This window comes from Thermomonas paludicola (genome assembly GCF_024498955.1).
Lineage (GTDB): Bacteria > Pseudomonadota > Gammaproteobacteria > Xanthomonadales > Xanthomonadaceae > Thermomonas > Thermomonas paludicola.
Genome location: NZ_CP093311.1, coordinates 1,446,296 through 1,460,060, shown reverse-complemented (window position 1 = coordinate 1,460,060; position 13,765 = coordinate 1,446,296). Strand labels below are relative to the sequence as shown.

The following is a 13,765-nucleotide window of genomic DNA, read 5'->3' as shown; positions in this document are numbered from 1 at the left end:
CCCTGTGGTCACGCGACGCCCGGCATTGCCGGGCGTCGTGCCATCGGGCTAGCCCAGCCTTGCATCGATCGCGGCGGCCATGCTGCGGCGGGCGAACACGAAGTCCCACAGGCTGCCCCCCATCTGTCGCCACAGCACGGCCGAACGCAGTGCGGCCAGCAGCAGCGCGCGGATTTCCGCGACCACGCCGGCCTGGCCAAGGTAGTGCGGGTTGCCTTGCACCATGACCCGCGGGCGCAGGGTGCTGAGGGTGTCGGCATACAACTTGGCCAGCCCTTCAGTGACGTCCTGATGGGTGCTGCCCAGCGTGCTGGCGCTGGCCTGCAGGTCGCGCAGGCCCGCCTGCACCTTGTCCACGATCCCGCTGCTGCGCACGAAGCGGCGTTCCAGCTGCAGTACGGCCAACGCCAATTTTCCCAGCGATTCGTCCTTGCTGCCGTTGGCAAGGTAGTCGCGCAGCAGGCGAAGCCCGCTGCGCACGCTGCCGGCGTCGCCATAGACGGCTTCGGTAGTGGCCGCGTCGATGCGGAAAACGCTGTCCAGCGCGGCCTGCAACGGACGACTTTCCGACTGGCCGGTGTCGGCGATGCGGCGAACCTGGGCCAGCGCTTGCAGCAGTCCGGCCAAGGCAAGGACACGGTCGTCGATGGTGTTGCTCATGCAGGAATCTCGGAGAGGGTGCCGGGGAAGGGGGCATCGGTGGAAGCAATCACGGCGCCGCCCAGGCATACCTCGCCATCGTAGAGCACCAGCGATTGACCGGGCGTGACCGCGCGCTGCGCACGCGCGAACCGCACCGACAGGCTGCCATCCTCGCGGACATCGACCTCGCAGGCTTCGTCCGGCTGGCGGTAGCGGGTCTGCGCGGTGCAGCTGAAATGCCGCGCGGGCGGGGTGCCCGCGATCCAGTGCGCGGTTTCGCTGCGCAGCAGGGTGGATTGCAGCCAGGGGCTGTCATGGCCCTGATCGACGTACAGGATGTTGCGTTCCACGTCCTTGGCGACCACGAACCACGGCGCCTGTGGGCGACCGCGCACGCCGCCGATGTTCAGTCCTTCGCGCTGGCCCAGGGTGAAATAGAACACGCCGGGATGCTCGCCGATGCGGGTGCCGTCGGGTACGCGTATCTCGCCCGGTTGGCTGGGCAGGTAGCGCGACAGAAAACCACGAAAGTCGCGCTCGCCGATGAAGCAGATGCCAGTGGAATCCTTCTTTTGCGCGGTGCGCAGGCCGTGTTCGGCGGCGATCCGGCGGATTTCGCTCTTGTGCAGGCCGCCCAGCGGGAAGTGGGTGGCCGCCAGCTGGGTCTGGCCCAGCTGGTGCAGGAAATAGCTCTGGTCCTTGCCGCGATCCGCCGCGCGCAGCAGGCGGAAACGCCGGCCGTCGTGGTCCACGCGGGCGTAATGCCCGGTGGCGATGGCCTCCGCGCCCAGTTCGCGCGCGGCGTCGAGGAAATGCTTGAACTTGATCTCGCGGTTGCACAGCACGTCCGGATTGGGCGTGCGGCCGGCGGCGTACTCGTCCAGGAAATGGCGGAACACGCCATCCCAGTATTCACGCGAGAAATCGCGGAAGCGGATGGGAATGCCCAGGGCGCCACACACCGCGACCGCGTCGCGGCGGTCGTCTTCGGCGCGGCAGTTGCCGGAACCGGCCGCGTTCGGCGTCCTGCCTCCAGCGGCACTCGCGCTGTCCTGCGCGTCGTCATCGGCCCAGTTCTGCATGAACAGCCCGGTGACCTCGAACCCGGCATCCCGCAGCAGCAGGGCGGCCACCGACGAATCCACGCCGCCGGAGACGCCGACGACGATCTTGCGCGTGTTCATGCCAGCTGCTGGACCAGCGACAGCGGATACCGGCTGCCGCCCAGGTAATCGGCCACCACCTTCCAGACCAGCGGGCTGCGGTGCCGTGCGGCCTGGGCCAGCAGTTCGTCCGGCGCCAGCCAGAGTGCACGCACGATGCCTTCATCCAGCGTGGCGTCGGGCAGCAGGTCCAGCGGCTCGGCGGCAAATGCGAAGCGCAGGAAATGGCGGCCACCGCTGCCATCGGCTGCGACGGGGGCTTGCCACTGGTAGCTGCCCACCAGATGGGTCAGACGCACGTTCCAGCCGGTTTCCTCGCGGGTTTCGCGCACGGCCGCTTGCAACAGACTTTCGCCCGGTTCCAGGTGGCCGGCCGGCTGGTTGATGACCAGGCAGCCCGCCACGCGTTCTTCCACGCACAGCAGGCGGCCGTCGCGCACCGCCACGGTGGCCACGGTGACGTCCGGTTGCCAGACGCGGGGTTCCTGATGGTTCATGCCGGTATTGTCCCTGCTGTCGCCAGTGTCGTCCATGCGGCGAGGCCTTCGTATAATTCACCCATGTCCAACCAGCCCGACAAGCCACAGCACCAGCATGAGCACGGCACCGTGGTCGCGCCCGCGCGTCCGGACGCCGCCCGTCCACCGCGCTACACGGTGCTGCTGGTGAACGACGACTACACGCCCATGGACTTCGTGGTCGATGTGCTGATGCAGTTTTTTTCGATGAGCCTGGAGGCTGCCACCCAGGTCATGTTGCACGTGCATACCCGTGGTCGCGGGGTCTGCGGCGTTTTCACCCGCGAAATCGCGGAATCCAAGGTCGCCCAGGTCAACGAATACGCCAGGCTGAACCAGCACCCGCTGCTGTGCACGATGGAACGGGCATGAAACCTGCAGGGGCTTGCCCTGAGCACGAATGCACCCTACATAGGAAGCTGACGTACCGGAGGATTCCATCCCCATGTTCAGCAAGGATCTCGAGCAAACCATCGGCCAGTGCTACAAGCGCACCCGCGAGGCGCGTTTCGAATTCATGACGGTGGAACACCTGTTGCTGGCCCTGCTCGACAATCCGTCGGCGGAGGCCGTGCTGCGGGCCACCGGGGCCGATTTGCCGGCACTGCGCGATGAGCTGATCAATGCCATCGAAGTATCGGTAAACCGTTTCGTCGAGGACGATGGCCGCGACACCCAGCCCACGCTCGGCTTCCAGCGCGTGCTGCAGCGCGCGGTCTATCACGTGCAGTCCTCGGGCAAGAAGGAAGTCACGGGCGCCAACGTGCTGGTGGCGATTTTCGGCGAGAAAGACTCGCATGCCGTCTATTTCCTCAATCAGCAGGACGTGCATCGGCTGGACGTGGTCAATTACATCTCGCACGGCATCGCCCGCGCGGAGGATGACGCTGGCCCGCAGGCGCAGGAAGGCGCGGCCAGGAGCGAGGCGGGCGATGTCGAAAGCAAGGCCGACCCGCTAACCGAGTTCGCCGCCAACCTCAACGAGGCGGCGCGGGCGGGTAGGATCGACCCGCTGGTGGGGCGTGGCGACGAAATCGAGCGCACCATCCAAGTCCTGTGCCGGCGACGCAAGAACAACCCGCTGTACGTGGGGGAATCCGGCGTGGGCAAGACCGCGCTGGCGGAAGGCTTGGCCAAGCGCATCGTCGATGGCGAGGTGCCCGATGTCCTGTCTGGCGCGGTGATCTATGCGCTGGACCTGGGCGCGCTGGTGGCCGGCACCAAGTACCGCGGCGATTTCGAAAAGCGCCTGAAAGGCGTGCTGGCGGAGCTGAAGAAGCAGCCCGAGGCGATTTTGTTCATCGACGAAATCCACACCATCATCGGCGCCGGCTCGGCCAGCGGCGGCACCATGGATGCGTCCAACCTGATCAAGCCGGTGCTGGCCAACGGCGAGCTGCGCTGCATTGGCTCCACCACGTTCCAGGAATACCGCGGCGTATTCGAAAAAGATCGCGCGCTGGCGCGGCGCTTCCAGAAAATCGACATCGTCGAGCCCACGGTGGGCGAGGCAATCCAGATTCTGCACGGGCTGAAGCCGCGCTACGAGGCGCATCACGGGGTCAGCTACGCCGACGACGCGATCAAGGCGGCGGTGGATCTGTCGGTCAAGCACATCGGCGATCGGCTGTTGCCGGACAAAGCCATCGACGTGATCGACGAGGCCGGTGCGCGCCAGCGCCTGTTGCCGCAGGAAACGCGCAAGCACCTGATCGACGTGGAGGAAATCGAGGGCATCGTGGCGAAGATGGCGCGCATCCCGGCCAAGCAGGTCAGCGCCTCCGACAAGGACGTGCTGCAGCACCTGGAGCGCAACCTGAAGATGGTGATCTTCGGCCAGGATCCGGCCATCGAGACGCTGTCCAGCGCGATCAAGCTGGCGCGCTCGGGTCTCGGCAATCCCGACAAGCCGATCGGCAATTTCCTGTTTGCCGGCCCAACGGGCGTGGGCAAGACCGAGGTCACCCGCCAGCTGGCGATGCAGCTGGGGATCGAGCTGATCCGCTTCGACATGTCCGAATACATGGAACCGCATTCGGTGAGTCGCCTGATCGGCGCGCCCCCCGGCTATGTCGGCTTCGACCAGGGCGGCTTGCTGACCGAGAAGATCGTCAAGACGCCGCACTGCGTGTTGTTGCTGGACGAAATCGAGAAGGCGCATCCGGACATCTTCAATATCCTGCTGCAGGTCATGGACCGCGGCTCGCTGACCGATACCAACGGCCGCGAAGCCAATTTCCGCAACGTGATCGTGGTGATGACCACCAATGCCGGCGCCACCCAGGCCGCGCGGCGCAGCATTGGCTTCACCAAGCAGGATCACAGCCCGGACGCGATGGAGGCGATCCGTCGCGGGTTCACGCCCGAGTTCCGCAACCGGCTGGACGCGGTGGTGCAATTCCAGGCGTTGGGGTTCGACCACATCCTGCGCGTCGTGGACAAGTTCCTGATCGAACTGGAAATGCAGCTGCACGAGAAGCAGGTGGCGCTGTCGGCCACGCCGTCCGCGCGCGAGTGGCTGGGCCAGCATGGCTTCGATCCGCTGATGGGCGCGCGCCCGATGGCGCGCCTGATCCAGGACAAGGTCAAGCGCCCGCTGGCGGACGAGCTGCTGTTCGGCAAGTTGGCGGGCGGTGGCCGGGTGGCGCTGGATGCGGTGGACGGCGAGCTGGTGCTGGACGTGCAGGCCGAGCCGGAAAAATTGTTGCCGGCGCTGGTGGACTGAGCCAGTGCGCAGCGGCGCGCCGGCATGACGGTGGAGGTGCGGCTGCACCTTGCGGGTGTGGATGACACTGCCGCCAGCGCGCAGGCGGCGGGGTTGCACTGGTTGACCGATGCGGAGCAGCATCGCCTGCGGGCGATGCGGGTGCAGGCGCGGCGCGACAGCTTCATTGCCGGTCATTGGCTGGCGCGTCATTCGGCGGCGCAGTGGCTGCAATTGGACGCGACGCGGGTTGCCCTGGGCCGGCAGGCGGATGGCCGTCCACTGCTCTGCGTGGATGGCGCCCCGGGCGCGCTTCAGGTGTCGCTGAGCCATAGCGGCAACTGGCTGGTCTGCGCGATTGCCACGCGGGCGGTGGGAGTGGATGTCGAAGTGCCGCGCAAGCCCCGCAAGCTGGACGCACTGGCCGGGTTCGTGTTCTCCGTGGAAGAAACCCGGCGCCTGCGCGCCCTGCCTGAAGACGCTCGTCCTGCGGCCTTCCATCAGCTGTGGACGCTCAAGGAAGCGCGCGGCAAGCGCAGTGGGGAAGGGCTGCTGCCGCAGCAGGCGCGTCGCGTATCGGCGGTGGCCTGCGCGGCTGCGGAGGCCGAGGCGATGAGCTGGGCGTTCCACGACGGCGCGCTGGCGCTGGCCGTGGATGCCGCGACCCGGGTGTCGATCAGCGGCCAGACGCTGGGCGAACCGGCGTATTGGCGCTACGTTGCCAGCGACCCGGCGCGCGCGTTCGCGTCGGGATGACGCAGCTTCCACGCGGCCAGCGCCTGGCGATACGCGGCAAGTTCCTCGGAATACACATCGTGCACGCAGCTTGTGCAGCCGCTGTCGCAGCAATCGGAAGCCAGCGGCGGCTCCGGCGGCTGTGGCGGTGGATCCAGCGCGTTGATGGCAATCGGTTGGCTCATCACATCCCATTATCGCCGTTGGCGCTGCCTGTTGAATGAGGCCGCGGGCAGCGGATGGCCGGTCATCAACTGCGCCGCAGTCGCTTGAGCGCATCCGCCATTGCGCTGTTGAACGGCGCGGTTTGTTGCGGTTGCGGTTTGGGTGCGCTGCGTTGCGCGCCGGCAGCACGCGGGTCGCGCTGCGCGGGGCTGCTTCGGTGGCTGTCGCGGTGCGTTTCTCCAATGGGGTCGTCCATGCGGCAGCTCAGCGCGATGCGCTTGCGCGCCACGTCCACCTCCAGCACCTTGACCTTGACGATGTCGCCGGCCTTCACCACTTCGCGCGGGTCCTTCACGTAGCGGTCGGACAGCGCGGAGATGTGCACCAGTCCGTCCTGGTGCACGCCGATGTCCACGAACGCGCCGAACGCGGCGACGTTGCTCACCACGCCTTCCAGCACCATGCCGGGCTGCAGATCCTTGATGCTTTCCACGCCGTCGGCGAACTTGGCTGCCTTGAACTCCGGACGCGGGTCGCGGCCCGGCTTCTCCAGCTCCTTCAGGATGTCGCGCACGGTGGGTTCGCCGAAGCGCGCGTCGGTGAACTGGGCGGGCTTGAGCGAACGCAGGAACGCGCTGTCGCCGATGATCTGCTTCACCGACTTGCCGCCGGCCGCCAGGATGCGCTCGACCACCGGATAGGCTTCGGGATGCACCGAGGACGCGTCCAGCGGCTGCTCGCCGTCCATGATGCGCAGGAAGCCGGCGCACTGTTCGAAGGTCTTCTCGCCCAGGCGCGCCACCTTCAGCAGCGCCTTGCGCGATTTGAACGCGCCGTTGGCATCGCGATGCGCCACGATGTTCTCGGCTACCGTGGTCGACAGGCCGGAGACGCGCGCCAGCAATGCGCCGGAGGCGGTGTTCACGTCCACGCCCACGGCGTTCACGCAGTCCTCCACCTTCGCATCCAGCGCGCGGGCGAGGCGGTACTGGTCGACGTCGTGCTGGTACTGGCCCACGCCGATGGCCTTCGGCTCGATCTTCACCAGCTCGGCCAGCGGATCCTGCAGGCGGCGGGCGATGGAGACCGCGCCGCGCAGCGACACGTCGAGCGTCGGGAACTCCTTCGCCGCCAGTTCCGACGCCGAATACACCGACGCGCCCGCTTCGCTTACGACAATTTTCTGCGCCTTCAACTCGGGCACCAGCTTGAGCAGATCAAAGGCCAGCTTGTCGGTCTCGCGGCTGGCGGTGCCGTTGCCGATGGCGATGAGCTGCACGCCGTGGGCGAGGCAGAGTTTCTTCAGCGTCGCCAGCGACTGCTCCCATTGGCGACGGGGTTCGTGCGGATAGATGGTGTCGGTGGCGACCAGTTTGCCGGTGGCATCCACCACCGCCACCTTCACGCCGGTGCGCAGGCCGGGATCGAGGCCCAGCACGGCCTTCGGGCCGGCCGGCGCGGCCAGCAGCAGGTCCTTGAGGTTGTCGCCGAACACCGCGATGGCCTCGCCCTCGGCCTTCTCGCGCGCCTGGTTGAACAGGTCCAGCAGCAGGTGCATGTGGATCTTTGCGCGCCACGCCAGCCGCACCGCGTTGCGCAGCCAGGTGTCGGCGGCGCGGCCGCGCGCATCGATGCCGGCGTGCAGCGCGATGCGGCCTTCCGCGTACTGGTGGCCCGCCTCGGCATCCGCGCCGGGATCCAGGTCGAGTTGGAGGAACTCCTCGCGGCGGCCGCGCAACAGCGCCAGCATTCGGTGCGAGGGGATCTTCGCCAGCGGTTCGGCGTGGTCGAAGTAATCGCGGAACTTCTCGCCCGCGGCCTCCTTGCCTTCCACTACCTTCGCGCGGATCAGGCCCTCGCGCGCCAGCCACTCGCGCAGCTCGCCCAGCAGCGCCGCGTCTTCGCCCCAGCGTTCGATCAGGATGGCGCGTGCGCCTTCCAGCGCGGCCTTGGCATCGGCCACGCCCTTGTCGGCATCGACGAAGCCGGCGGCGAAGTCTTCCGGCACCAGGGTCGGATCGGCCAGCAGCCCGTCGGCCAGTGGTTCCAGCCCGGCTTCGCGCGCGATCTGCGCGCGGGTGCGGCGCTTCTGCTTGTACGGCAGGTACAGGTCTTCGAGGCGCGATTTGCTGTCGGCGGCCTCGATGTCGGCGCGCAGTTCATCGGTCAGCTTGCCCTGTTCGGCGATGCTCGACAGGATTGCCGCGCGGCGGTCCTCCATTTCGCGCAGGTAGGTCAGCCGGGTTTCCAGGTTGCGTAGCTGGGTGTCGTCCAGCCCGCCGGTCACTTCCTTGCGGTAGCGCGCGATGAAGGGCACGGTGGCGCCTTCGTCCAGCAGGCCGACGGCGGCCGCGACCTGCGCGGTCTGCGCACCGATTTCAACGGCAATCGTGGACGCGATCTTGCGGGCGAGGGCGGGGGAGATCTGGGTCATCGAAGCGGGTTCTGCGACTGCGGAACCTGCCATTCTCGCGGCCACGGCAGCCTGCGTCACCCTTGACAGGGCGTGCAGGATCAGGCTGCTGAAGGCGCCCCTGCGCGCTCCTGCCGCACGGCCACATATCCGCCAAGCGCCATGCCAAGCGCCGACATCGCCACGATGTACTGCATCGGCGCTGCCGGGTTGTCCTTCATCGCCAGGCTCAGCAGCACGGGCGTCAGCCCGCCGGCGATGGCGTAGGCCACGTTGTAGGAAAACGACAGCCCGGAGAATCGCACGCGCGCGGGGAAACCACTCAGCGCGATGGCCGGGATCATCGCGGTCAGGCCCACGGCGCTGCCGGCGAGGGCGTAATGCCATTGCGAATAGGCGCCGGCCTGCGCCTCGCGATAGAACCACCAGAACGCGACGCCCAGCAGCAGGCTCCACAGCGCCAGCACGCGGCCGGCGCCGAAGCGGTCGGCCAGCGCGCCGGCAAGCAGGTTTGCCGCCATCGCCGCCAGCACCGCCAGCGCATTGCCGGCCAGCGCGGCGTCGCGGCTGACGCCCATCCCCTGCAGGAACGTGGGCATCATCAGGATGGTCACCACCACCGCGGCGGTGAGCAGCCAGGTCAACAGCATGCCAAGAAGCACCGCGCCGAGGTGATCGCGCACCACGGCCTTGAGCGGCAACTCCGCCGACAGCGCGCGCCGCGCCTGCATGTCGGCGAATACCGGCGTTTCGTGCAACTGCCTGCGCACGTGCAGCGCCAGCAGGCCAAACACGCCGCCCACGATGAACGGAATGCGCCAGCCCCATGCCAGCAGCTGCGCGTCATCGAACGCGGCATTGACTGCGCGCGCCACCAGCGAGCCGATCAGGATGCCGGCCAGCAGTCCCAGCGACAGCGCACCGCAAGCCAGGTTGCGATGCCGCGGCGACACGTGCTCGCTGACGAACACCCACGCGCCCGGCGCCTCGCCACCGATGGCTGCACCCTGCATGATCCTCAGCAGCAACAGCAGCAGCGGTGCTGCCATGCCGATCTGTGCATAGGTCGGCAGCAGGCCCATCAGCAGGGTTGGAACCGCCATCAGCAGGATGCTGAGCATGAACATGCGCTTGCGCCCGGACAGGTCGCCGAAGTGCGCCATCAGCACGCCGCCCAGCGGCCGCGCCAGATAACCGGCGGCAAAGATGCCGAAGGTCTGCACCAGCGTCAGCCACTGCGGTGTGTCGGCCGGAAAGAACAGCGCACCCATCGTGGTGGCAAAAAACACGAATATGACGAAGTCGTAAAACTCCAGCGCGCCGCCCAATGCGGCTAGCGTGAGCGTCTTGAGTTGTTGGCGGGACAGGCCGGGGGCGGAGGCGGTGTTTTCGGTCATCCACCCAGACTATGCCAAGCGAACCGACGGCAAAGCAAGCAATGAGGGGGCAGGGAGGACTGCCCCGCAGTCCACAGACGACAAAGGGCAAATAATGGGATCAGGTTGGACGACTAAGCCAGCCAGCGCCGCAGGTGGCGATACACCTCGGGGCTGCCGAGCAGTTGCAGATGTCCGGTGCGCTCCACCAATCGCTGGCGGGAAGGGGGAATCCGCAGGTTGAGGCGCAGGTCGCGGTGTTCGCCAAGGGCGCTGGCGATGGGCACGAGGCCATCGCCGCGCAGCCGGCGGCCTGCGCGTGCCGGTGAGGTGGCCTGGGTGGATGCGGCCACGGCATAGGCGCGAATGCCGGCGGGCAGCTGCGGGGTAGTGGGAGCATCGCGGGGAAGGGCGGCGTCGATGGTGCCGTGGCGCAGGTCCTGGATGCCGGCACTGCGCAGCTGGCCAAGGCGCATGAAAGGCGCCGTCCACGGCGTGAGCCCAAGCACGGTTTGCAGTACGTTGCCGGCGCGTTCCAGCGGTGCGCCGTGATGCGGCGTGCCGAGGAACACGATTTGGTCGAGCTGCTGCACCCAGTCGCGTGAGTGCCGTGTGGCGTCGAGGATGGCGGCGCGGGCCACCAGCCCGCCCATGCTGTGGCCAAGGATGGCGAAGCGCTCGATAGGTACCGGCCAGTGCTCCAGCAACTGTTGCAGCAGCACGGAAAACACGCGGCCGTTTTCAGCGATCGACAGGCCGCTGTTGTAGTGCAGGTGGATCGCCGTATAGCCGTGCTCGGCGGCCAGGTGCTGGCCATGGTCATGGCCACGGTGACGCCATTGCAGGTCGTTCATGCACAGGCCGTGGACTTGTACCAGCAGGCGCGGCGATGCGTGCCCTGGCGCGTGTTCGTTCAATGCCAACGGGCGGCCGTTGCTGCGCAGCGTGGCCGCCAGCGCAAGCGGGTTTCCGGTGGCGGCGAGGTGGTCGCCCAGCACGCCGTTGAGCACTGCCAGCATGGCTTCGCGGCGGGGCGACGGCGCTGCATCCGCCCAGCACGATGGAAGCCGCGCAAGCACTTCATCCAACCCCGTTCCCACCAGGTTCGCGGTGCGGCGGACGCTGTCGTATGCGACTCCTGGAATGCCGCGCGTGCGGGCGGCGCTGCGCGCAGAACCGGCCAGCCGTGCCGGCGTTCCCAGAATGCTTGCATGCACGCTTTCGGCAAGATCGGTGGTGGTGGTGACGCCGCGCACCAGCAACTGTGCAACCCCGCGCAGCTCATCGCCCAAACGGGACGTCGGCAAGTCCTGTTCAGGCGGGGTCCCGCTGGGCGTCCGGGTTTGCATTTCCCCAGCCTAGCGCTTGCCAGCGGAGTGAATATTCCAGACCCGGAACGGCTGCTCATGGCTTTTCAAGCGGCGGAAACAGATCCTCCTGCGCCGGGTGGCCGTCGGCCTCGGCAAAGCCGGAAAGTCCCACGCCAACCAGTCGATAACGGGTAGTGCTGGGCAGCGCCACACGATTGCGCAGGTCGCACGCGGTTTGCACCAGTGCAGTTTCGCTGGTCGGTGGCGCGTTGGCGGTCAGGCTGCGGGTAAGGATGCGGAAGTCCGAGGTTTTCAGCTTCAGCACCACGGTGCGTGCAATTCGCCCGGGGTGGCGCTGCCACTCGCGACCGTAATCGTTCCAGGTGTCGATTGCCAGCCTGCGGATATGCGGTTCCAGCGCGCCCAACGGAAGGTCGCTGGGAAAGGTGTCTTCGTTGGAGATCTGCAGCGTGGCGCGCCCGGTTTGCACGGCGCGCTCGTCGATGCCCAGCGAGAGCTCGTGCAGGCGCCGTCCCCAACGCCCGAAGCGCTGCTCCAGCGCGTCGGCGCCAAGGCTGCGCAAATCGGTGCAGGTGGCGATGCCCAGTCCGGCAAGCTTGCCTGCCATCACCTTGCCCACGCCCGGCAGGCGACCTACCGGAAGGTGCGCGAGGAACGCCTGGATCTGCTGCGGCTTGACCACGCATTGCCCATTCGGCTTGTTCCAGTCGCTGGCGATCTTGGCCAGGAACTTGTTGGGTGCAATGCCGGCCGAGGCCGTGAGCGCTGTTTCCTCGAAGATCGCGGCGCGGATCTCGCTGGCAATCGCGGTGGCGCTGCCCAGGTCGCGCTTGGGTGAGGTCACGTCGAGATAGGCTTCGTCCAGCGACAGCGGCTCAACCAGCGTGGTATAGCGCTCGAAGACATCGCGGATTTGCCGCGATACGGCTTTGTAGCGGGAGAAATCCGGCGGCACGAACACCGCATCGGGGCACAGCCGCTCGGCACGGATTGCCGGCATCGCCGAGCGAATGCCGAAGGTGCGCGCTTCGTAGCTGGCCGCGCACACCACCGAACGCGCGCCGCGCCACGCGACCACCACGGGCTTTCCGCGCAGCGCAGGATCATCGCGCTGTTCCACGGAGGCATAGAACGCATCCATGTCCACGTGGATGATTTTGCGTTGCGGGTGGGTCACCGCGTGATTTTAGCCTCGCCGGCTGGCGCGGCGGTTCACCCCGCGTCAGACCAGGCCGAACGCGTAGTACAGCCCGATCGCCACGAACACCGCCATGGTCTTGATGAGCGTGACCGCGAAGACATCCTTGTAGGCCTGCCGATGGGTCAGCCCGGTCACTGCCAGCAGGGTAATCACCGCGCCGTTGTGTGGCAGCGTGTCCATGCCGCCGGAGGCCATCGCGGCGACGCGATGCAGTACGTCCAGCGGGATGCCGGCGGCGTGGGCATTGGCGATGAAGGTGTCGGCCATCGCCGCCAGGGCGATGCTCATGCCGCCCGAGGCCGAGCCGGTGATGCCGGCCAGCGCAGTGACGGTGACCGCTTCGTTGACCAGCGGATTGGGGATCGACCCCAGCGCGTGGGCGACCACCAGGAACCCGGGCAGGGCGGCAATCACCGCGCCGAAGCCATATTCGGAAGCGGTGTTCATGCCCGCCAGCAGTGCGCCGGAAATCGCGGATTTGCTGCCTTCGGAAAAACCCGCCTTGACCGGTTTCCACGCGAAGACCAGCACGCAGGCGATGCCGGCCAGCAGCGCGCCTTCCACCGCCCAGATCGCGGCGACTTTCGAGACCTCTTGCACCACCGGTGCCGGGTTGCCGATCACGCCCGGCACGAAGCGGGTGCTGGCGCCGTAATGCAGGGGAATCCACAGCGTCAACGCTTTGTTGAAGAGACCCACCACCAGCAGGGGCAACACGGCAATCAACGGATTGGCCAGCCGCTGGCCGGCGAACGGGGCTGGCTCGTTCCGCAGCGTTGCCGGATCGCCATAGCCTTCGCCGGCGGCGACAGCGGCGCGACGGCGCCATTCCAGATAGCCCATGCCCACGCACAGGATGAACACGCCACCCAGCGTGCCCAGCCACGGCGCGGCCCAGGTGCTGGTGCCGAAGAAGGTCGTCGGAATGATGTTCTGGATCTGCGGCGTGCCGGGCAGCGCGTCCATGGTGAAGGTGAACGCGCCCAGCGCGATCGTGCCGGGGATCAAGCGCTTCGGGATGTCGCCCTGGCGGAACAACTCGGCGGCAAACGGATACACCGCGAACACCACCACGAACAGCGACACGCCGCCGTAGGTCAACAGCGCGCACACCAGCACGATGGACAGCATCGCCCGCTGCGCGCCGACCACGCGGATGGTGGCCTGCACGATGGACTTCGAGAACCCCGACAGCTCGATCACCTTGCCGAAGATCGCACCCAGCAGGAACACCGGGAAGTACAGCTTCAGGAAGCCGACCATCTTGTCCATGAACAGGCCGGTGAACATCGGCGCCACCAGCTGTGGATCGGTCAGCAGCACCGCGCCCAGCGCGGCCACTGGCGCGAACAGGATGACGCTGTAGCCGCGATAGGCCACCAGCATCAGGAAGCACAGTGCCGCAAGCACGATCAGGAACGACATTGGCTATCCCGAAGCGGAATCAAGGTGCGAGTGTCGGCGTCGAGGGGCAATAGGCCCATTGTCCGAACGTCCAATGTCGCGGATCGCAAGCA

The 13,765-nt window shown here is 67.2% G+C and carries 11 protein-coding genes and 1 pseudogene; 3 read left to right on the top strand and 9 right to left on the bottom strand.

Going from position 1 to position 13,765, the window contains the following annotated elements; all coding sequences use genetic code 11:
• Positions 1-48: 48 nt before the first annotated feature.
• Genes hflD through LIW09_RS06780 form a run of 3 tightly spaced genes read right to left on the bottom strand, consistent with a single transcriptional unit; the run spans position 49 to position 2,302 of the window.
• On the bottom strand, positions 49-660 hold the full coding sequence (hflD, locus tag LIW09_RS06790; protein WP_256644902.1) for a high frequency lysogenization protein HflD: 612 nt from the start codon (positions 658-660) through the stop codon (positions 49-51).
• Entirely contained in the window at positions 657-1,826 is a 1,170-nt protein-coding gene (gene mnmA / locus LIW09_RS06785) for a tRNA 2-thiouridine(34) synthase MnmA (protein WP_256644901.1), read from the bottom strand. Before mnmA ends, hflD begins: the two co-directional genes overlap by 4 nt.
• Positions 1,823-2,302 carry an NUDIX hydrolase gene (locus LIW09_RS06780; RefSeq protein WP_256647174.1) on the bottom strand — a complete coding sequence of 160 codons (480 nt, stop codon included), beginning with the start codon at positions 2,300-2,302 and terminating at the stop codon, positions 1,823-1,825. The genes mnmA and LIW09_RS06780 overlap by 4 nt, the downstream gene beginning before the upstream one ends.
• 63 nt (positions 2,303-2,365) lie before the next feature.
• On the opposite strand from LIW09_RS06780, the gene clpS reads away from it, so the two are divergent.
• The 3 genes from clpS to LIW09_RS06765 all read left to right on the top strand — a co-directional run bounded on the left by clpS (position 2,366) and on the right by LIW09_RS06765 (position 5,783).
• Entirely contained in the window at positions 2,366-2,695 is a 330-nt protein-coding gene (gene clpS, locus LIW09_RS06775; protein ID WP_256644900.1) for an ATP-dependent Clp protease adapter ClpS, read from the top strand.
• A gap of 73 nt (positions 2,696-2,768) precedes the next feature.
• On the top strand, positions 2,769-5,048 hold the full coding sequence (gene clpA, locus LIW09_RS06770) for an ATP-dependent Clp protease ATP-binding subunit ClpA (RefSeq protein ID WP_256644899.1): 2,280 nt from the start codon (positions 2,769-2,771) through the stop codon (positions 5,046-5,048).
• A gap of 24 nt (positions 5,049-5,072) precedes the next feature.
• Positions 5,073-5,783 carry a 4'-phosphopantetheinyl transferase family protein gene (locus LIW09_RS06765; protein ID WP_256644898.1) on the top strand — a complete coding sequence of 237 codons (711 nt, stop codon included), beginning with the start codon at positions 5,073-5,075 and terminating at the stop codon, positions 5,781-5,783.
• On the opposite strand, the gene LIW09_RS06760 is transcribed toward LIW09_RS06765, so the two are convergent.
• The 6 genes and pseudogenes from LIW09_RS06760 to LIW09_RS06735 all read right to left on the bottom strand — a co-directional run bounded on the left by LIW09_RS06760 (position 5,741) and on the right by LIW09_RS06735 (position 13,673).
• Positions 5,741-5,947, bottom strand: coding sequence for an oxidoreductase-like domain-containing protein (locus LIW09_RS06760; protein ID WP_256644897.1), 207 nt, complete (start codon positions 5,945-5,947; stop codon positions 5,741-5,743). The genes LIW09_RS06765 and LIW09_RS06760 overlap by 43 nt on opposite strands.
• Before the next feature lie 227 nt (positions 5,948-6,174).
• Positions 6,175-8,361 (bottom strand): annotated as a pseudogene (locus LIW09_RS06755) (Tex family protein); the annotation flags it as partial.
• 80 nt (positions 8,362-8,441) lie between these two features.
• Positions 8,442-9,737 (bottom strand): MFS transporter, encoded by a 1,296-nt coding sequence (locus tag LIW09_RS06750; RefSeq protein WP_256644895.1) that lies wholly within the window; start codon positions 9,735-9,737, stop codon positions 8,442-8,444.
• A 113-nt stretch (positions 9,738-9,850) separates the two neighbouring features.
• Positions 9,851-11,023: an esterase/lipase family protein gene (locus LIW09_RS06745; RefSeq protein WP_256644894.1), complete on the bottom strand. Its 1,173-nt coding sequence runs from the start codon at positions 11,021-11,023 to the stop codon at positions 9,851-9,853.
• 97 nt (positions 11,024-11,120) lie between these two features.
• Complete coding sequence (gene dinB / locus LIW09_RS06740) at positions 11,121-12,188, bottom strand: DNA polymerase IV (RefSeq protein ID WP_256647173.1); 1,068 nt, start codon at positions 12,186-12,188, stop codon at positions 11,121-11,123.
• 81 nt (positions 12,189-12,269) lie between these two features.
• Complete coding sequence (locus LIW09_RS06735) at positions 12,270-13,673, bottom strand: GntP family permease (protein WP_256644893.1); 1,404 nt, start codon at positions 13,671-13,673, stop codon at positions 12,270-12,272.
• Positions 13,674-13,765: the final 92 nt, after the last annotated feature.